Source organism: Actinomadura sp. BRA 177, from assembly GCF_013372625.1.
GTDB lineage: Bacteria > Actinomycetota > Actinomycetes > Streptosporangiales > Streptosporangiaceae > Spirillospora.
Genome location: NZ_JABXFD010000572.1, coordinates 1 through 17,962, shown reverse-complemented (window position 1 = coordinate 17,962; position 17,962 = coordinate 1). Strand labels below are relative to the sequence as shown.

General features: G+C 71.1%; 17 protein-coding genes. 10 read left to right on the top strand and 7 right to left on the bottom strand.

What is annotated here, in order from left to right:
- The first annotated feature begins 302 nt into the window (after positions 1-302).
- From HUX53_RS32635 to HUX53_RS32615, 5 genes are all read left to right on the top strand, one after another.
- Positions 303-1,253, top strand: a complete 951-nt coding sequence (locus HUX53_RS32635) for a PD-(D/E)XK nuclease family protein (protein ID WP_176407060.1) — start codon at positions 303-305, stop codon at positions 1,251-1,253.
- A gap of 95 nt (positions 1,254-1,348) precedes the next feature.
- Positions 1,349-2,572, top strand: coding sequence for a sensor histidine kinase (locus tag HUX53_RS32630; protein WP_176407059.1), 1,224 nt, complete (start codon positions 1,349-1,351; stop codon positions 2,570-2,572).
- A 114-nt stretch (positions 2,573-2,686) separates the two neighbouring features.
- A complete protein-coding gene (locus tag HUX53_RS32625) occupies positions 2,687-3,367 on the top strand; it encodes a response regulator transcription factor (protein ID WP_176407058.1) in 681 nt (226 codons plus the stop codon).
- A gap of 250 nt (positions 3,368-3,617) precedes the next feature.
- Positions 3,618-4,433, top strand: coding sequence for an ABC transporter ATP-binding protein (locus HUX53_RS32620; RefSeq protein WP_176407057.1), 816 nt, complete (start codon positions 3,618-3,620; stop codon positions 4,431-4,433).
- Entirely contained in the window at positions 4,430-6,928 is a 2,499-nt protein-coding gene (locus tag HUX53_RS32615) for an ABC transporter permease (RefSeq protein ID WP_255205866.1), read from the top strand. The genes HUX53_RS32620 and HUX53_RS32615 overlap by 4 nt, the downstream gene beginning before the upstream one ends.
- A gap of 91 nt (positions 6,929-7,019) precedes the next feature.
- Here the strand turns inward: HUX53_RS32615 and HUX53_RS32610 are convergent, their stop codons facing one another.
- From HUX53_RS32610 to HUX53_RS32580, 7 genes are all read right to left on the bottom strand, one after another.
- Positions 7,020-8,072, bottom strand: coding sequence for an ABC transporter ATP-binding protein (locus HUX53_RS32610; RefSeq protein WP_255205868.1), 1,053 nt, complete (start codon positions 8,070-8,072; stop codon positions 7,020-7,022).
- A gap of 122 nt (positions 8,073-8,194) precedes the next feature.
- Positions 8,195-9,262, bottom strand: a complete 1,068-nt coding sequence (locus tag HUX53_RS32605) for an ABC transporter ATP-binding protein (protein ID WP_176407055.1) — start codon at positions 9,260-9,262, stop codon at positions 8,195-8,197.
- Entirely contained in the window at positions 9,262-10,275 is a 1,014-nt protein-coding gene (locus HUX53_RS32600; RefSeq protein ID WP_176407054.1) for an ABC transporter permease, read from the bottom strand. Before HUX53_RS32600 ends, HUX53_RS32605 begins: the two co-directional genes overlap by 1 nt.
- Positions 10,276-10,379: 104 nt before the next feature.
- Positions 10,380-12,146: an ABC transporter substrate-binding protein gene (locus HUX53_RS32595; RefSeq protein ID WP_217920183.1), complete on the bottom strand. Its 1,767-nt coding sequence runs from the start codon at positions 12,144-12,146 to the stop codon at positions 10,380-10,382.
- A 44-nt stretch (positions 12,147-12,190) separates the two neighbouring features.
- Positions 12,191-13,183: an ABC transporter permease gene (locus HUX53_RS32590; protein ID WP_176407053.1), complete on the bottom strand. Its 993-nt coding sequence runs from the start codon at positions 13,181-13,183 to the stop codon at positions 12,191-12,193.
- A 442-nt stretch (positions 13,184-13,625) separates the two neighbouring features.
- Entirely contained in the window at positions 13,626-14,054 is a 429-nt protein-coding gene (locus tag HUX53_RS32585) for a hypothetical protein (RefSeq protein ID WP_176407052.1), read from the bottom strand.
- A gap of 156 nt (positions 14,055-14,210) precedes the next feature.
- Positions 14,211-14,876 carry an HAD family phosphatase gene (locus tag HUX53_RS32580; protein WP_176407051.1) on the bottom strand — a complete coding sequence of 222 codons (666 nt, stop codon included), beginning with the start codon at positions 14,874-14,876 and terminating at the stop codon, positions 14,211-14,213.
- 146 nt (positions 14,877-15,022) lie between these two features.
- Between HUX53_RS32580 and HUX53_RS32575 the strand changes: the two genes are divergently transcribed.
- From HUX53_RS32575 to HUX53_RS32555, 5 genes are all read left to right on the top strand, one after another.
- A complete protein-coding gene (locus HUX53_RS32575; RefSeq protein WP_176407050.1) occupies positions 15,023-15,484 on the top strand; it encodes a universal stress protein in 462 nt (153 codons plus the stop codon).
- Positions 15,485-15,654: 170 nt separating this feature from the next.
- Positions 15,655-16,509: a PAC2 family protein gene (locus HUX53_RS32570; protein ID WP_176407049.1), complete on the top strand. Its 855-nt coding sequence runs from the start codon at positions 15,655-15,657 to the stop codon at positions 16,507-16,509.
- Between the two features lie 104 nt (positions 16,510-16,613).
- Entirely contained in the window at positions 16,614-17,147 is a 534-nt protein-coding gene (locus HUX53_RS32565) for a TrmH family RNA methyltransferase (protein ID WP_309237540.1), read from the top strand.
- 11 nt (positions 17,148-17,158) lie between these two features.
- On the top strand, positions 17,159-17,317 hold the full coding sequence (locus tag HUX53_RS32560) for a hypothetical protein (protein WP_176407048.1): 159 nt from the start codon (positions 17,159-17,161) through the stop codon (positions 17,315-17,317).
- 54 nt (positions 17,318-17,371) lie between these two features.
- A partial coding sequence (locus HUX53_RS32555) for a protein kinase (RefSeq protein WP_255205865.1) occupies positions 17,372-17,962 on the top strand: 591 nt, incomplete at its 3' end.

Here is a 17,962-nt window from a genome sequence, read left to right as displayed (position 1 = left end):
CTGTGTTTGTTGTGGGTGTGTGTTGTGGTGTCGTGGTGTGTGGTTGGTCCTCGTTCGTCGGCTGTTCCGGGTACCGTGGAGATCACACCTATCTTCTCCGTCGGCGGCGTCGGATGTGCAGAGGACACCGCTCCACCACCCGCCCCGGTCGTCGTCATGGCACAGCAGCCTAGGCGACACCCCCGACGAGAAGCCCGCACCCCGCGGCACCCGCCCGCCGCCACCGGTCCGGACCGGTGGCGGCGGGCGGGTGCGGCGGGGTGCGGGATTTTCGTCGGGGGTGTCGCCTAGTCTGCTGTGCCATGACGACGACCGAGGCGGGTAGTGAGGCGTCCGTTCCGTCCGCGCGGGGCGGTGGCGGGGACGCGGGGGACGTCGTGGTGGTGGGGTCGTTGTCGCCGTCCCGTGCGGGCGATTTCATGACGTGTCCGCTGCTGTACCGGTTCCGGGTGATCGATCGGATTCCGGAGCGTCCGAGCGCGGCGGCGGTGCGGGGGACGCTGGTGCACGCGGTGCTGGAGCGGCTGTTCGATCTGCCGACGGGCGGGCGGACGCCGGCGGCGGCGCTGGAGCTGCTGGGGCCGGAGTGGGAGCGGCTGCTGGCGGCGGAGCCGGAGCTCGCGGGGCTGTTCGCGGACGGGGACGCCGGGGACGCGGAGCGGGCGGAGTGGCTGGGGCAGGCGCGGCGGATGGTGGAGCGGTACTTCGCGCTGGAGGATCCGCGGCGGCTGGAGCCGGCGGAGCGGGAGTTGTTCGTGGAGACGGTGCTGGATTCGGGGTTGAAGCTGCGGGGGTACATCGACCGGGTGGACGTGGCGCCGTCGGGTGACGTGCGGATCGTGGACTACAAGACGGGGACGGCGCCGCGGGCGGATTTCGAGGCGCGGGCGCTGTTCCAGATGAAGTTCTACGCGCTGGTGCTGTGGCGGTTGCGGGGCCGGGTGCCGCGGTTGCTGCAGCTGATGTACCTGGGGAACGGCGAGGTGCTGCGGTACGAGCCGGACGAGGCGGATCTGCGGGCGACGCAGCGGAAGGTGGAGGCGCTGTGGCAGGCGATCCGCCGGGCGATGGACACGGGCGAGTGGCGGCCGCGGGCGGGCCGGTTGTGCGACTGGTGCGATCACAAGGAGCGGTGCCCGGAGTTCGGGGGCACTCCCCCGCCGCTGCCGGACGGGCCGGTCGGCCGCCCGTCGCCGGCGGATCTGGAGACCGCGGAGCCGGAGGGTTCGGCGCGCGAGCACGGTGATCTGTAGGGCTTGCGGGGCGGTGCGGGCTCATCCTTGGGGATGACCGCGGATCGGCGTCCAGGAGGGGTCGGGACCTGCCGCGACCTCCTAGGGTGAGTGGCGTGTCACCCCGCATCCGTGGTCTTCACGCCGCCCGTGCCTGGCTGCAGGCGCATCCGCTGGCGGCTGACGCGCTGCTCGCGTTCGGGCTGCTGCTGGTGGGGCTGCCGCAGCTGTTCCTGCAGGAGCTTCCGGAGGGCGGGGGCTACGACCAGTTCCGGTCGCCGGACGGGTGGAACGGGCTGCTGGTCGTGGTGGTGACGATGGCGCTGGCGTGGCGGCGCCGCCATCCGCTGCCGGTGCTGCTGTTCATCATCGCCGGTGAGACGGTGATGGCGGCGGTGCAGTATCCGCCGGCGGTGCCGGACGTGGTGGCGTTCCTGGTCGCGGTGTACAGCGTGGCGGCGCACCGGGGGCTGGCGCAGAGCGCGCTCGGCGGGCTGGTGTCGTTCGTGTACTTCCTGGTGTATCTGCTGCTGCTGCCGGTGTCGTCGGAGCCGGTGGTGGTGATCACCGACTGCGCGCTGGTGGTCGGGGTGTGGATGCTGGGCCGGAACCTTCGGCTGCGGCGGGCGTACTTCGCGGAGCTGGAGGACCGGGCGGCGCGGCTGGAGCGGGCGCGGGGGACGGACGCGCGGGCGGCGCGGATCGAGGAGCGGTCGCGGATCGCGCGGGAGCTGCACGATGTGGTGGCGCACCATGTGAGCGTGATGACGGTGCAGGCGGGGGCGGCGCGGCGGATCATCGACCGGGATCCGGGGAGCGCGCGGGAGGCGATGTCGACGATCGAGGAGGTCGGGCGGACGGCGCTGAGCGAGATGCGGCGGATCGTGGGGGTGCTGCGGACGGACCGGGACGCCGAGCAGGCGGGCCGGGAGCTGGCGCCGCAGCCGGGTCTGGGGGATCTCGGGGAGCTGCTGGACCATGTGCGGGAGACGGGCCTGTCGGTGCAGCTGTGGATCGAGGGTGAGGCGCGGCCGCCGTCGCCGGGGGTGGACGTGGCGGCGTTCCGGCTGATCCAGGAGGCGCTGACGAACACGTTGAAGCATGCGGGCCCGCAGGCGCGGGCGTGGGTGCGGCTGTACTACGGGGACGATGATCTGACGGTGGAGATCGAGGACGATGGGCGCGGCACGGCGACGTTCATGGCGGGCAATGGGGACAATCCGGGGCATGGCCTGGTCGGCATGTACGAGCGGGTGGCGCTGTACGGTGGCGAGTTGAGGATCGGGCCGCGGGTCGGCGGCGGGTTCGGTGTGCGGGCCCGTTTCCCGCTGGAGGCGTGATCCCCCGGCGGGCCGCGGTGCGCGGGGCCGGGGCGGCGGAGGTGTTGGAGTGCGTCGTGAGGCGAGGAGCGGGACGATGAACGGACCGGGTCGGCGTGGGGCCGGGGCGGCGCGATGACGGCGGTGCGGGTGCTGCTCGTCGACGACCAGCCGCTGCTGCGGACGGGTTTCCGGCTGATCCTGGAGGCGGAGGCCGACATCGCGGTGGTCGGCGAGGCCGGGGACGGCGCGGCGGCGGTGGAGCTGACGCGGTCGCTGCTGCCGGACGTGGTGCTGATGGACATCCGGATGCCGGGGGTGGACGGGATCGAGGCGACCCGGCGGATCATCCGGGAGGGCGCGGCGTCGCATGATCCGAAGGTGCTGATCCTGACGACGTTCGATCTGGACGAGTACGTGATCGAGGCGGTGCGGGCGGGGGCGAGCGGGTTCCTGCTGAAGGACTCGCCGCCGGAGGATCTGGTGCAGGCGATCCGGATCGTGGCGGAGGGCGACGCGATCGTGGCGCCGTCGGTGACGCGGCGGCTGCTGGACAAGTTCGCGACGCGGCTGCCGGCGGTGCGGGACCAGGCGCCGCCGCCGGGGCTGGACACGCTGACGGTGCGGGAGCGCGAGGTGCTGGCGCATGTGGCGCGGGGGCAGTCGAACGCGGAGATCGCGGCGGAGCTGGTGGTCAGTGAGACGACGGTGAAGACGCATGTGGGGAACGTGCTGGCGAAGCTGGGGCTGCGGGACCGGGTGCAGGCGGTCGTGTACGCGTACGAGACGGGTTTGAGCAGGCCGGGGCAGAGCTGACGCAGAGCCGGCGCGGTGCGGCCCCTGGCCGGTTTCGGGGTCGGTCCCTGATCCGTCCCTGACGTTCGCGGGGCCGGGTCTACTCCCGGAGTACGACGGGAGGCGGCCGTCTCCTGCCGTGGGTGGACCGGCAAGTCCGTTCCTGGGGTGCATCCATCGGGTTCGTGCGCCTTCTAGTGTTCTGGGTGTCGGATCGCCGGGGGCACTGCGCGGTCCGACGCACTCGACCACTCACACACGGGAGTTTCACGTGACGAATTCCGCCCCTTCGACCGCCGGCGCGCAGTCCGCGCCCGGGGCGGGCGACTTCGCCGCACGGACCCAGCAGATCGCGAAGGTGTACGGGCGCGGCGACGCCCAGGTCGTCGCGCTCGACGGGGTCACGGTCGGCATTCCCCGCGGCCGGTTCACCGCGATCATGGGCCCGTCGGGGTCCGGGAAGTCCACGCTGATGCACTGCATGGCGGGGCTGGACTCGGTGGACTCCGGGCAGGTCTTCATCGGCGGCACCGAGTTGACGGCGCTGAAGGACAAGCAGCTGACGCGGCTGCGCCGCGACAAGGTCGGGTTCATCTTCCAGGCGTTCAACCTGGTGCCGACGCTGACGGCGCTGGAGAACATCACGCTGCCGATGGACATCGCCGGCCGCAGGGCCGACCGGGAGTGGCTGGACCGGGTGATCGACACGGTGGGGCTGCGGCCGCGGCTGAAGCACCGGCCGGCCGAGCTGTCGGGCGGGCAGCAGCAGCGGGTGGCGTGCGCCCGCGCGCTGGCGTCCCGCCCGGAGATCATCTTCGCGGACGAGCCGACCGGGAACCTGGACTCGCGGTCCGGCGCGGAGGTGCTGGGGTTCCTGCGCGAGTCGGTGCGGGAGATGGGGCAGACGATCGTGATGGTGACGCACGACCCGTCCGCGGCGGCGTACGCCGACCAGGTGCTGTTCCTGTCGGACGGGCAGATCGTGGACACGATGGCCGGGCCGACCGCCGAGCGGGTGCTGGAGCGGATGAAGAACTTCGACGCCGCGGCCCGTCCCGCCGCGGACGCGGAGGTTCCGGCGCGATGATGGGCAGGGTCACGCTCCGCAATCTCGCGGCGCACAAGATCAGGCTGGTGCTGACGGCCGTCGCGGTGATCCTCGGCGTGGCGTTCGTGGCCGGCACGCTGATCTTCACCGACAGCATGAACAAGCAGTTCGACGAGCTGTTCAGCAAGATCGGCACGAATGTGGCCGTGGACGTGCGGGCCACGAAGGTCGTGGGCGGCGACGACGACGGCATGGCGGCGCGGCCGGTGCCGGCGGCGGTGCTGAAGGCGCTGGAGGGCGTCGAGGGGGTCAAGGACCCGAAGGGCAACGTCACCGGGTACGCGGCGGTCGTCGGCAAGGACGGCAAGGTCGTCGGGACGCCGCAGAACGGGCCGCCGCAGATCGGCGTGAACTGGAACGGCGGGACGTACGAGATGGCGTCGGGCCGGGCGCCGCAGGGGCCGGGCGAGGTCGTCATCGACGCGAAGACGGCGGAGAAGGGCGGGCTGGCCCTCGGCGACGTCACGCAGGTGATCACGGCCGGGCCGCCCGCCCGCATGAAGATCGTCGGGCTGGTCGACACCGGGAACCTGATGGGCGCGACCGTCACCGGGTTCGACACGGCGACCGCGCAGAAGCTGATGCTGAAGCCCGGCTACTTCAGCGACATCGAGATGGGTTCGGCGGGCCCGTCGCAGCAGGAGCTGCGCGACCGGGTCGCGAAGATGCTGCCGCAGGGCGTGGAGGCCGTCACCGGCGACCAGCTGCGCGAGGAGTCCAAGAGCGACATCGCGCAGATGATGAGCTTCTTCCGGACGTTCCTGCTGGTGTTCGCGCTGATCTCGATCTTCGTCGGGGCGTTCATCATCTTCAACACGTTCTCCATGCTGGTCGCGCAGCGGACCCGTGAGCTGGCGCTGCTGCGCGCGATCGGCGCGGCGCGCGGGCAGGTGACGCGGGCGGTGATCGGGGAGGCGGTCGCGGTCGGCGTGGTCGGGTCCACGCTGGGCCTGGCGGCGGGGGCCGGGCTGGCGTCGCTGCTGCAGTCGCAGATGGGCGACGCCGGGCAGGGCGGCCTGACGTTCACGGCGACGCCGGTGATCTGGTCGTACGCGGTCGGGATCGTGGTGACGGTGGTGTCGGCGTACTTCCCGGCGCGGCGCGCCGCGAAGATCCCGCCGGTCGCGGCGATGCGCGACGATGTGGCGCTGCCGCAGCGGTCGCTGCGGATCCGGGTGGCGCTCGGGTCGCTGCTGACGCTGGCCGGGGCGGGCCTGATCGGCGTCGGCCTGGCGGGCGGCGGCGACAACCCGGCGCTCCCGGTCGGGGCGGGCGCGTTCGGGGTGTTCGTCGGCGTGGCGATGCTCGCGCCGGTGATCAGCGTGCCGGTGCTGAAGGTGCTGGGTGCGCCGTTCGCGCGGCTGATGGGCTCCCCCGGGCGGCTGGCGCGGCAGAACGCGCTGCGCAACCCGCGGCGGACCGCCGCGACCGCCGCGGCGCTGATGATCGGCCTGGCGCTGATCACGACGGTGAACGTGCTGGGCGCGACGATGCGGGCGTCGATCGACGAGCAGGTGGACGCGCAGTTCGGCGCCGACTACCTGGTGCAGTCGCAGGGCGCCGGCGGCGTGAACGCCGAGGCCCAGCAGAGGATCAGGGACACGCCGGGGGTGGTGGCGGCGTCGCCGACCTACGACGCGAAGGCCGAGATCAAGGGCAAGGACGTCCACTACGTGGCGGGGGACCTGCCGGCGCTGGCGAAGGCGGCCAAGCTGAAGATGGTGTCGGGCTCCACCGCCGGCGGCCCGTCCTCGATCATGGTGGACGAGGACACCGCGAAGGAGCAGGGCTGGAAGGTCGGGACGGCGGTGCCCGTCCGGTTCACCGACGGCAAGACGGAGAACCTCACGCTGAGCGGCGTGTACACCAAGAGCGACCTGGTCGGGCCGCGGCTGATCTCCCAGCAGGCGCACCTGCAGCACACGCTGCGGCCGACGGTCGGGATCGTGGTGGTGGACGCTGCGCAGGCGGACGCGGCGACGAAGTCGGCGCTGGAGTCGGCGGTGCGGGCGTACCCGAACCTGGAGGTCGCCGACCAGTCGACGCTGAAGGACGACGCCCGCAAGCAGGTCGACGGGTTCGTGACGTTCCTGACGATCCTGCTGATCATGTCGGTGATCATCGCGGCGGTCGGGGTGGTCAACACCCTCGCCCTGTCGGTGATCGAGCGGACCCGGGAGATCGGGCTGCTGCGCGCGATCGGGATCTCCCGGCGGCAGCTGCGCCGGATGATCCGGCTGGAGTCCATCATGATCGCGGTGTTCGGCGCGGTGCTCGGCATGGGCATCGGGGTGGCGTTCGGCGCGGCGCTGCAGAACGCGCTGGCCGACCAGGGCCTCGGCGTCCTCGCCGTCCCGTACGGGACGCTGGGGGTCTACCTGGTGGTGGCCGCGGTGATCGGTGTGCTGGCGGCGCTGTGGCCGGCGTGGCGGGCGGGGCGCATGGACGTCCTGAAGGCCATCTCCACCGAGTAGTCGGGCACGCGGAAAGACCCGGTCCCTCCGCGGAGGGGCCGGGTCTTTCCGTTGTGCGGGAGGCGCGCCGGGGGGAAGGTCCGGCGGCGTCCTACTCGGTGGCGGTCTCGGGCTCGTCGGCCGGGGCCGCGCCGGGCGCCACCGCGGCCTTGGCGACCGCGTCGGTGGCGCTGACCGTGGTGTTCTCCGGGAAGTGGCAGGCGGCGTGGTGGCCGGGGCTGAGCTCGATCAGCGGCGGCTCGACCTGCTTGCAGATGTCCTGCGCCTTCCAGCACCGGGTGTGGAACCGGCACGCGGGCGGCGGGTCGATCGGGCTCGGCACGTCGCCCTGCAGCCGGATCCGCTTGCGCTGGTCGCGCTCGCTCGGGTCCGGGATCGGCACCGCCGACAGCAGCGCGTTGGTGTAGGGGTGCATGGGCCGCTGGTACACGTCGGCGCGGTCGGCGATCTCGACGATCTTGCCGAGGTACATGACGGCGACGCGGTCGGAGATGTGCCGGACGACCGACAGGTCGTGCGCGATCACCACGTAGGTGAGGTCGAGCTCGTCCTGCAGGTCCTCCAGCAGGTTGACGACCTGCGCCTGCACCGACACGTCGAGGGCCGACACCGGCTCGTCCGCGATGATCATCTTCGGCTTGAGGGCGAGGGTGCGGGCGATCCCGATGCGCTGCCGCTGCCCGCCGGAGAACTCGTGCGGGTACCGGTTGTAGTGCTCGGGGTTCAGGCCGACGAGTTCCAGGATCTCCTGGACGGCCTTCTTGACGCCCTGCTTGGCCTCGATGTTCTGCAGCCGGAACGGGGCCCCGACGATCGCGCCGACCGTCTTGCGCGGGTTCAGCGACGAGTACGGGTCCTGGAAGATCATCTGCAGGTCGCGGCGCAGCGGCCGCAGCCGGGACTGCGACATCTTGGTGATGTCCTGCCCCTCGAAGCTGATCTTCCCGAAGCTCGGGTCCAGCAGCCGCATGATCATGCGGCCGGTGGTGGACTTGCCGCAGCCGGACTCCCCCACCAGGCCGAGCGTCTCGCCCTTGCGGACGGCGAACGACACGCCGTCGACGGCCTTCACCGCCGCGACCTGCCGGCGCAGCAGCCCCGCGGTGACGGGGAAGTGCTTGCCGAGGTTCTCCACCTCCAGCAGCGGCTCGCCGCCCGCGGGCCGCTCGGCCGCGGGCCGGGTCTCCGCGGCCGGGGTCTGGCCGGCCGGGGCGTCGCCGGCCGGGTTCTTCGATGTGCTCACAGTCTCGTTCCCACCCGGGCTCGTCACAGCTTCGGCCGGATCTCGTCGTTCCAGATCTCCCGCTTCTTGTCCAGCGGGAGGTGGCACGCCGCCTTGTGGCCGGGTTCGGCCTCCAGCAGCTCCGGCCGCTCGGTCCAGCACTTCTCGCCGTTGAGGTCCTTGTAGGGGCAGCGCGGATGGAACGGGCACCCGGACGGGACGTTGATCAGGCTGGGCGGCGATCCCTCGATCGGCTGGAGCCGCTCGGTGCGCTCGCGGTCCAGCCGCGGCATCGACCCGAGCAGCCCCCACGCGTAGGGGTGCAGCGGGTGGTGGAAGGCGTCCTCGACCGAGGCGTACTCCGCGGCGCGGCCGGCGTACATGACCAGGATGTCGTCCGACAGCTCCGCGACCACCCCGAGATCGTGGGTGATCATGATGACGGCGGAGTTGAACTCCTGCTGCAGGTCGCGGATCAGGTCCAGGATCTGCGCCTGGACGGTGACGTCCAGCGCCGTCGTCGGCTCGTCGGCGATCAGCAGCTCCGGGTCGCAGGACAGCGCCATCGCGATCATCGCGCGCTGCCGCATGCCGCCGGAGAACTGGTGCGGGTAGTCGTCGACCCGCTTGTCCGGCTTGGGGATGCCGACGCGGCCGAGCATGTCGATGGCGTGCTTGCGCGCCACCTGCTTGGACACGTCGTTGTGCACCCGGTACGCCTCGATGATCTGGGCGCCGATCGTGTAGAAGGGGTGCATCGACGACAGCGGATCCTGGAAGATCATCGCCATGTCGCGGCCGCGGAGCCGGCGCACCTCGGCCTGCGAGGCGTTCACCAGCTCCTTGCCGTTCAGCCAGATCTCCCCGGACACGTTGGCGTTGCGCTTGTTGTGCAGGCCGAGGACGCCGAGGCTGGTCACGCTCTTGCCCGAGCCGGACTCGCCGACGATGCCGAGGGTGCGGCCGCGCTCCAGCTGGAACGACAGGCCGTCCACCGACTTCACCAGGCCGTCGTCGGTCGGGAAGTGGATCTTCAGGTCGCGGACGTCGAGGAACGCGGTGGGAGCCTCGCCGGTGCCCGCGGTGTCCGCGGCGGGCGCGGTGCCGGTCATCAGCTCAGCCTCACTCTCGGGTCGACGACGGCGTACAGCAGGTCCACGATCAGGTTGATGAAGACGATCGAGCTCGCGGTGATCAGCGTGATGCCGAGCACCATGGGCAGGTCGCCGCCGTTGATCGAGCTGATCGCGAGCTGGCCCAGCCCGGGGATGCCGAAGGTGTTCTCGGTCAGCACGGCACCGCCGAGCAGCAGGCCGAGGTCGAGGCCGAAGATCGTGAGGATCGGCGTCAGCGAGGCGCGCAGCGCGTGCTTGGTGACGACGGTCTTCTCCGGCAGCCCCTTGGCGCGGGCGGTGCGGATGTAGTCCTCGTTCATCGTCTCCAGCATGCCCGCTCTGGTGAGCCGCGCGTACATCGCCGCGTAGAGGAACGCGAGCGTCACCCAGGGCAGCACGAGCGCCTGGAACCACATCACCGGGTTCTCGGTGATCGAGGTGTAGCTGCCGCCGCCCGGGAAGATCTTGAGCGTGTAGGAGAACAGCGCGAGCGAGACCAGGCCGGTGAAGTAGATGGGCAGCGACACGCCGCTCAACGCGATGATCATCGCGGTGCGGTCCCAGACCGAGCCTCTGCGCAGCGCCGACACCACGCCGGTGGTGATGCCGCCGATGACCCAGATGACCGCGGCGCCGAGGGCCAGCGATATGGTCGCCGGCGCGCGGTCGAGCAGCGTCTGCAGCACCGGCTGGCTGCTGCGGAAGGAGTAGCCGAGGCAGGGCGCGGGGCAGTGGTCGGTCACCGGGCCGGCCTTGTACTCCTTGCCGGCGACAATGCCCTTGAGGTAGCTGCCGTACTGCACCACGATCGGCCGGTCGAGACCGAGCCGCTCTTTGGTGTCCTGGATGGCCTCGGCCGTCGGGGCCTTGCCGACGTAGGCGGCCGCGATCTGGTCGGTGGTCTGTCCCGCCAGCTTCGGCAGACCGAAGAAGATGCCGAAGGTCACCAGGCTGACCAGCAGCAACATGAGGACGGCACCGATGAGGCGCCGGATGATGTATGCGAACACATTCCTCGGCCCCACCCGCCGGCCGGGCGGACCGGTAGGTCCTGTCCCGGCCGGCGGGCGTCGCCTTCACCTGCCTTCAGATGGACGCACGGACGAGCGGATGGTTACTCCACGCCCATGTTCAGGTAGTCGTACATACCGCCGTAGGAGTAGGTGATCCCCGCGTTGGTGACGCGCTTCGGCCGGTACATCAGGGCCTTGGCGTACAGCAGCGGGACCTCCGCGGCGGTCCCCATGACCAGCTTGTCGATCTCGCCGTACGCCTTCGTGCGCGCCGCCTTGTCGGTGTTGGCGATGGCGTCGTCGAGACCCTTGTTGATCGCGGGGTCGTCCAGCTCGGCCAGGTTGGTGCCGCCGGCGGGCTTGATGGCGTCACCGTGCACGATCTGGGCGAGGAAGCCGTAGCCGGTCGGCCAGTCGGCCGCCCACGCCATGATCATCATGCCGACGTTGTGCTTGTGGACGTAGTCCGGCACGCCGACGTACTTGTTGAAGTAGTCGCCGGCCGGCCACTGCACGATGTCGACCTTGATGCCGACCTTGGCCAGGCTCTGCTGGATGGCCTGCGCCATCGCGACTTCCTTCGGCCGGTCCGAGCGGGCCGAGATCTTGGTGCTGAAGCCGTCGGGCTGGCCGCAGGCCTTCAGCTCCTCCTTGGCCTTGTTGAGCGTGGCGTCGTCGAGACCGGTGCCGCCCTCGGCCTGCTTCTGCGGGTACAGGTCGAACTTGGTGTAGCCGTCGACCGTCGGCGGGATCACCGTGGTGGCGACGTCACCGCCGGCCAGCGGGCCTCCGTAGGCGGTCTGCGCGGCGACCTTGTCGGTCGCGTACTGCACGGCGATGCGGCAGTGCACGTTGTCCAGCGGCTTGACGTGGACGTTCAGCGACATGAACCGCAGGAAGCCCTGGACGGGGTTGTCCACGTACGGCTTCTGCGCGTCGGCCAGCACCTTCGGCTGGGTGCCCGACTGCACGCCGACGCCGGAGATGTCCATGTCCAGCGTGCCCGCGAGCAGGCGCTGGTCGATGTCGTCGGCGTTCTGCTTGAGCTGGATCTCGATCTTGTCGGGCAGCGCCTTGCGGATCGGGTCCGTGCTCTGGTTCCAGTGCGGGTTCCGCGACATCGTCATGGACTTGCCGCGGGTGTAGTTGTCGACCTTGTACGGGCCGCTGGAGACGATCGCGCCCTCGTACTTGGTGCCGGTGTCCTTGGCCTTCGGCACGGGCATCGTCTGCGACATCGCGACGAGGTAGTCGAACTCCGAGAACGGCGTGTTCAGGTGGAACACGATCGTCTGGTCGTCGGGGGTCTCGATCGACTTGAGGCCCTCGTCGCTCTTGTCCTCGTAGGGGCCCTTGTAGGCGGGCTTGTTGTCGACGAGGTACTGCTTGAAGTACTTCGGCCCGAGCTGCAGTTCCTTGGTGTAGTTGCTGCGCTCGACCGCGTACTTGACGTCCTTCGACGTGACGGTCGTGCCGTCGTCGAACTTGACGCCGGTGCGCAGCTTGTACGTCCAGGTCTTGCCGCCGTCACTGGGGGTGCCCAGGTCGGTGGCCAGGTCCGGGATGACCTCCAGGCTCTCCTTGCCCGCCGCCGGCTTGAACGTCGTCAGCGCGCGGCCGTACTGGCGGGCGATGTTCTGGGAGAACGCGTAGTAGGTGTTGCCGGGGTCCGGCGAGTCGAAGTCGTCGGAGGACGCCATCTTCAGCGTGCCGCCCTTTTTGTCCGACTTGTTGACGACCTCGTTGACGCCGGCGTTGTAGCCGGGGCCGCTCCCCGAGCTTCCCGAATCCCCGCCGCCGCAGGCGGCGAGCCCCGCGGCCGCGACCACACCGGCCGCGAAGACCGCGATCGGTCTCATTTTGTTCATGTGCAGGCGCACCCCTTCAATTAGACGGGTCGGATGAACCCGAGTCACTTGGCCCGAGGGTCGAGAGCGTCCCGCAGCCCGTCACCGAACAGGTTGAAGGCGAGGACGGTGATGAAGATCGCCATACCGGGGATGATCATGTACATCGGGTCCGAGGAGTAGATCGGCACCGCGAGCGTCAGCATGCCGCCCCACGAGGGCGTGGGCGGGATCACGCCGACGCCGAGGAACGACAGCGCCGCCTCGAACAGGATGTTGGTCGGGATCAGCAGGGTCGAGTAGACCAGGATCGGCGCGACCAGGTTCGGCAGGACTTCCTTGAACAGCACGTAGGAGTTCCGGGCGCCCATGCTGCGCGCGGCGTCGACGAACTCGCGCTCGCGCAGCGAGAGCGTCTGGCCCCGGATGATGCGGCCGATGTACGGCCAGTTGAAGAACCCGATCACGAAGATCAGCACCGACACCCGCAGCCCGTTGCCGCTCAGCCCGAACGAGCCGTCGGACACGACGCCGACCAGCGCGATCGCGAACAGCAGCAGCGGGAAGGCCAGGAAGGCGTCCATCGCGCGGCTGATCAGGTAGTCGACCCAGCCGCCGAAGTAGCCGGCGGTGATGCCCATGATCGTCCCGAGGACCACCGACAGCAGCGTCGCCAGGAACGACACCAGCAGCGAGATCCGGGCGCCGTGCACGATGCGGGCCAGCATGTCGCGGCCCGTGCCGGGCTCCACGCCGAGCCAGTGCTCGCCGCTGATCCCCGAGTGCCAGAAGCCGGTCTTGGGCCGGTTGTAGGTCGGGTCGATCAGGTTCTGGTGGTACTTCAGCGGGTCCTGGACGAACCACGGGCCGAAGATCGCCAGCAGGATCAGCAGGATCACCACGATCGCGCCGGTCAGCGCGACCTTGTCGCGCTTCAGCCTCAACCAGGCGATCTGACCGAGGGAGCGCCCCTGGATCTTCTTGCTGTCGACACCGGCGAGAACCGATTCCGGCTGCGCCTCGGTGTCGGACCCGGTCACCTCAATGGGTGCGGCCACGCTCCATACCTCCTACCGTCCGGCCACTGGTTCGGCCATGCCGCCGGCGTCCGACCGGCGGCCGCGGAGATCATCCGCTGCCCCCATGCCCGTTACGCCGCGTTTGCTGAAGGGAAACGTAGTCCTTCGGGCATGACTGTCCATCCGTGAAGCGAGCTTCGCCAGTACCCGTATCTGACTTGTGATCTCGTCGTCATCTGGGGCACACGCGCCCGGAGGCCACTTCGGACAAATCGCCCGAATAGTACGTTCGCTCCTACCGTGACAGGCAACCCGGAGGCGGTCTAGACCGGCAAGCTTTACCGTACTGAGTCCGTTCTGAGACCGATTCTCCGCAGGTCAACCCGTCCGGACAACAGAATACGGCGGGCCGGGACGTCCCCGGATCGCATGGGGACGTCCCGGCCCGCCGCTGTCTCTCGCGGAACCGGGCCGGTCTCGGTCAGGAGATGCCGCGGTCGCGCAGGATCTTCTCGATCTCCGCCATCTCCGGGTCGCCGCCGCCCTGCGCGGGCCCCTGCACGGCGCCCTTCGGCTTCGCGGCGCGGCCCGCGGGCCTGCGGCCGCCCTCGCCGGCGGCCTTCCCGCCTTCCGGGGCCGCGTCCGCGCGGCGGCTCAGCATCGCCCCGGACGTCAGGTAGAGCAGCACCGCGAGCCCGGCCACGCCGACGCCCGCCCACTTCACCGGGCTGAACGCCAGGTCGACGAAGAACTCGGTCACCCCCGTCATCGCCGCCGCCAGCGGTACCAGCGACAGGGCGGCGCCGCGCATGCCGGTGCCCGCGCCCCGGCGGCGGTAGACGCCCCAGCTGATCACCAGACCGACCAGGGTCACCCCGAGACTGATCGCGAAAATGGCTGCGTCGCTCATGCCGGCCCCTCACTCCAAACGGCGCTGCTTGACGGTGGCGCTTCCCTCCATGCTCACACGCCGGGCGCCGATCCTGCTCCTCCCGGCGGACGGTTTTACGGCCGGGTGGATCTCCTCCTCTGGCGTGACCGCTCCCCCACGGCCACCCCGCGGGTATCAGGCCGCGGGTATCAGGGACCGGAGCGCGGCGAGGTCGACCTCGCGCAGCGAGGCGACCACGGTGCGGCCCGGCGTGGGCGGGATCGGCAGGACGCCGGGGACCGCCACGGTGGCGCAGCCCGCCGCCTCCCCCGCCGCGACGCCGTTCGGGGAGTCCTCCAGGACGACGCAGCGGGCCGGGTCGGCGCCCAGCCGCGCGGCGGCGGTCAGGTACGGCTCGGGGTCGGGCTTGGTCCGGGCGACCTCGTCGCCGGCGACGCTGAGCGCGAAGTGCTCGCGGCCGATGGCGTCCAGCACCGGCTCGATCAGCCGCCGGTGGCTGGAGGACACCAGCGCGGCCGGGACGCCCGCCGCGCGGACCTCGGTGAGCAACTCCTTGGCGCCGGGCATCATCGGGACGCAGGCGGTGAGCCGCTCGGCCATGCCGTCCAGCATCCGCCGGCCGACCTCGGCGGGGTCGGCGTCCGCGCCGGTCAGCTCCAGCATGTAGGCGACGGCGATGTCGATGGAGCCGCCGACGAGCTGCTCCTGGTGGGCGGTGCTCCACTCGCCGCCCAGCCACGCCATCACCTCGGACTCGACCTCCAGCCAGACGCGCTCGGAGTCGATGAGCAGCCCGTCCATGTCGAAGAAGAGGGCCTGCAGGCCGGTAGGGGTTTCCATGTGACATCACCATAACCGGGACATCGCGGGCCGCTAACGGGCGCAGGCCGCGCGCCTTCTTGGACGGCGTGTGCAAAGAGACAGTGACGGATGGGTCAGCCGACCGATACCGTGCCAGCAGTGACTACTAACGGGTAAGGAACGGCATGAGCGCGTACCGCATCATCCTCGTCGGCACCGACGGCTCGGACTCCTCGTTCCGCGCGGTGGACCGGGCCGCCCAGCTGGCCGCCGCCACCGGCGCGACCCTGCTGCTGGTCTCCGCCTACAGCCCGATGCCGGAGCGCGAGCGCGCCAGCGCCGCCGACCGGCTCGGCGACCTGGCCTACAAGGTGCAGGGGTCGACGCCCGCCGACGACGCGCTGCGGGCGGCGCGGGAGCGGGCGGTCGCGGCCGGCGCCACCGACATCGAGCAGGTCGCGGTGGAGGGCGACGCCGTCGACGTCCTCGCCAAGCTCACCAAGGAGCGCGACGCGGACCTCGTCGTCGTCGGGAACCGGGGCCTGAACAGCCTCGCCGGCCGCATCCTCGGCTCCGTCCCGGCGAACCTGTCGCACCGCTCCCCCGTCGACGTGCTGATCGTGCACACCACCCCCCGCGGCAAGTAAAGGGGGGTTCAGCCGCAGGCGTACAGGTGCGGGGGTCTGGGCTCGGGAGGGGTGGGGTACGTCACTGTCAGGACGTAGGCTGACAGCCACCGATCATGAGCGGGGCCCCCGCCCCGGGAATGACGCCCCCGTCGGTGACGCTGTACCCGGGCGTCGGAAGGAGGCAGCGCGTGGTCGAGCTCGAGAGCGTGCCGGAACTCAACGATCCGGTGCTCGTGGCCGCCTTTGAGGGGTGGAACGACGCCGGGGAGGCCGCCAGCGGAGTGGTCGCGCATCTGGAGTCGGCCTGGGAGGCGGTGCCGATCGCCGAGCTCGATCCGGACGACTACTACGACTTCCAGGTCACCCGCCCGATCGTGGAGATGACCGACGGCGAGACCCGGGGCATCACGTGGCCGACGACGCGGGTGTCGTGGGTGCGGCTGCCGGGCGGCAAGGACGTCGTGCTGCTGCACGGCATCGAGCCGAACATGCGGTGGCGGTCGTTCTGCCGCGAGCTGGTCGGGCTGATGCTGGAGCTCGGGGTGCGCAACGTCGTGCTGCTGGGCGCGCTGCTGGCCGACGCCCCGCACACCCGCCCGGTGCCGGTCACCGGTGCCGCGTCGGAGGCCGGGCTCGTCAGCACCCTGCACCTGGAGCCGGCCCGCTACGAGGGGCCGACCGGCATCCTCGGGGTGCTGCAGGACGCGTGCGCGAAGGCCGACCTCGACACGGTGTCGCTGTGGGCGGCGGTCCCGCACTACGTGGCGCAGCCGCCGTCGCCGAAGGCGACGCTGGCGCTGCTGCGCCGCGTCGAGGACCTCCTCGACGTCACGGTCCCGCTCGGCGAGCTGCCGGAGGAGGCGCGCGCCTGGGAGCACGGCGTGAACGAGCTCGCCGAGGAGGACTCCGAGGTCGCCGAGTACGTCCGGACGCTGGAGGAGCAGAAGGACGCCACCGAGCTGCCGGAGGCGAGCGGTGACGCCATCGCCCGCGAGTTCGAGCGCTACCTGCGCCGCCGCGACCCGGGGCGCGGCCCCGCGTAGCGTTAGACTGGACGGCGTTCCGTCCCCGGCGATGGCCCGCGCACGCCGCGAAGTGCGCCGATCATGACTTTCTCCTTCGTGGAGGGCGGTAGCGCCCCGCGCGGGTGAGCGCCCGGACGCGGGGCCCGGCGATCCGGGTCCGGCCCCCGCGCGAACTCCGCCGGCAGCGCCGCCACCGCGCCCACTCCTGCTGGGACCATCTCGTCGTCGCGCCGCTGTGGCCGCTGCACGGCGCCAACCTCGGAACGCTGCTGCGCACCTGCGACGCCGTCGGCGCCTGCATGGCCGTCCCCCGCTTCTCCTGGGTGCCGGACGCGCTGGAACGCGGCAACACGCTGCGCCGTCCCACCTGCGTGCACTGGGTGAACGAACCGCTCGGCTGGCTGGAGCGGCAGCGGGACGCCGGGTCGCAGGTCGTCGGCGTCGAACTGGCGGACGAGGCGGTCCGGCTCGCAGACCTGCCTGCCGCGCGCGTCCGGACGGTCGCCGTGCTCGGGCACGAGCGGACCGGCATCCCGGCGGGGGCGGTCGATCTGCTCGACCTGGCCGTGGAGATCCCTATGGTGGGGAACGGCAGCAGCCTGAACGTGGCCGTCGCCGGCTCGCTGGTGCTGTACAAGCTGGCGGGCCTGCTGTAGGAGGGGGCAGTTTGACGGAGGCTCAGCCGCTGCGTCCGCACGACCCGGACCGCCTCGGCCGGGATGCCCGTCCGTTCGTGCCCGAGCACGGCGACCGTCCGACCCGCGCGGGGGGGCAGGTCGGCGAGCCGGACAGTAGTGCGGCGAGCCCGCACCGGCACCGGTTTTGACCTCGGCCATCAGCGACCTGAACGTTGCGATCGCGTCCGAAGGCAGGTTCGAGCTTGCGAGAACCTGATCGCGCAGCGAGCCTCCAGGCGAGACGGAGCGATGCAGCGATCGCCGCGGCGCCCGCCGAAGGAGGGCGCCCAGCGCCCGACGCGAAGGGCGACGCAATAGGCACCGCGCACAACGTGCTGCTCGGCCCGGACGGCCCCCGGGTGATCGACTTCGGGCTGTCGCGGGTGCTGGACGCGGCGAGCGCGGTCAGCAGCCGCGCCGTCGGCACCCCCGCCTACATGGCGCCCGAGCAGGTGTCGGGGCAGGACGTCGGGGCCGCCGCGGACGTGTTCGCCTGGGGCGCGACGATGACGTTCGCCGCGACCGGGCGGCCGCCGTTCGGGTCCGACTCGATTCCCGCGGTGATGTACCGGGTCCTGCACCACGAGCCCGATCTCGGGGTGCTGGACGGCGAGCTGCTCGCCCTGGTCGGGGCGGCGCTGGCGAAGGATCCGGCGCGGCGGCCGACGGCGGCGCAGCTGCTGCTGCGGCTCGTCGGCCACGAGGACGCCTTCGATCCGGCCGCCGCCACCGCGACGGCCGCGGAGTCCGGTGCGTCGCCCGCCGTGCCGGTGCCTGGTCTCTTATACACATCT

What these genes read in the sequence shown, in the direction of transcription:
- HUX53_RS32635 (WP_176407060.1), top strand. Translation starts at nt 303, where the DNA reads ATGACGACGACCGAGGCGGGTAGTGAGGCGTCCGTTCCGTCCGCGCGG.
- HUX53_RS32625 (WP_176407058.1), top strand. Translation starts at nt 2,687, where the DNA reads ATGACGGCGGTGCGGGTGCTGCTCGTCGACGACCAGCCGCTGCTGCGG.
- HUX53_RS32615 (WP_255205866.1), top strand. Translation starts at nt 4,430, where the DNA reads ATGATGGGCAGGGTCACGCTCCGCAATCTCGCGGCGCACAAGATCAGG.
- HUX53_RS32605 (WP_176407055.1), bottom strand. Translation starts at nt 9,262, where the DNA reads ATGACCGGCACCGCGCCCGCCGCGGACACCGCGGGCACCGGCGAGGCT.
- HUX53_RS32595 (WP_217920183.1), bottom strand. Translation starts at nt 12,146, where the DNA reads ATGAACAAAATGAGACCGATCGCGGTCTTCGCGGCCGGTGTGGTCGCG.
- HUX53_RS32585 (WP_176407052.1), bottom strand. Translation starts at nt 14,054, where the DNA reads ATGAGCGACGCAGCCATTTTCGCGATCAGTCTCGGGGTGACCCTGGTC.
- HUX53_RS32580 (WP_176407051.1), bottom strand. Translation starts at nt 14,876, where the DNA reads ATGGAAACCCCTACCGGCCTGCAGGCCCTCTTCTTCGACATGGACGGG.
- HUX53_RS32575 (WP_176407050.1), top strand. Translation starts at nt 15,023, where the DNA reads ATGAGCGCGTACCGCATCATCCTCGTCGGCACCGACGGCTCGGACTCC.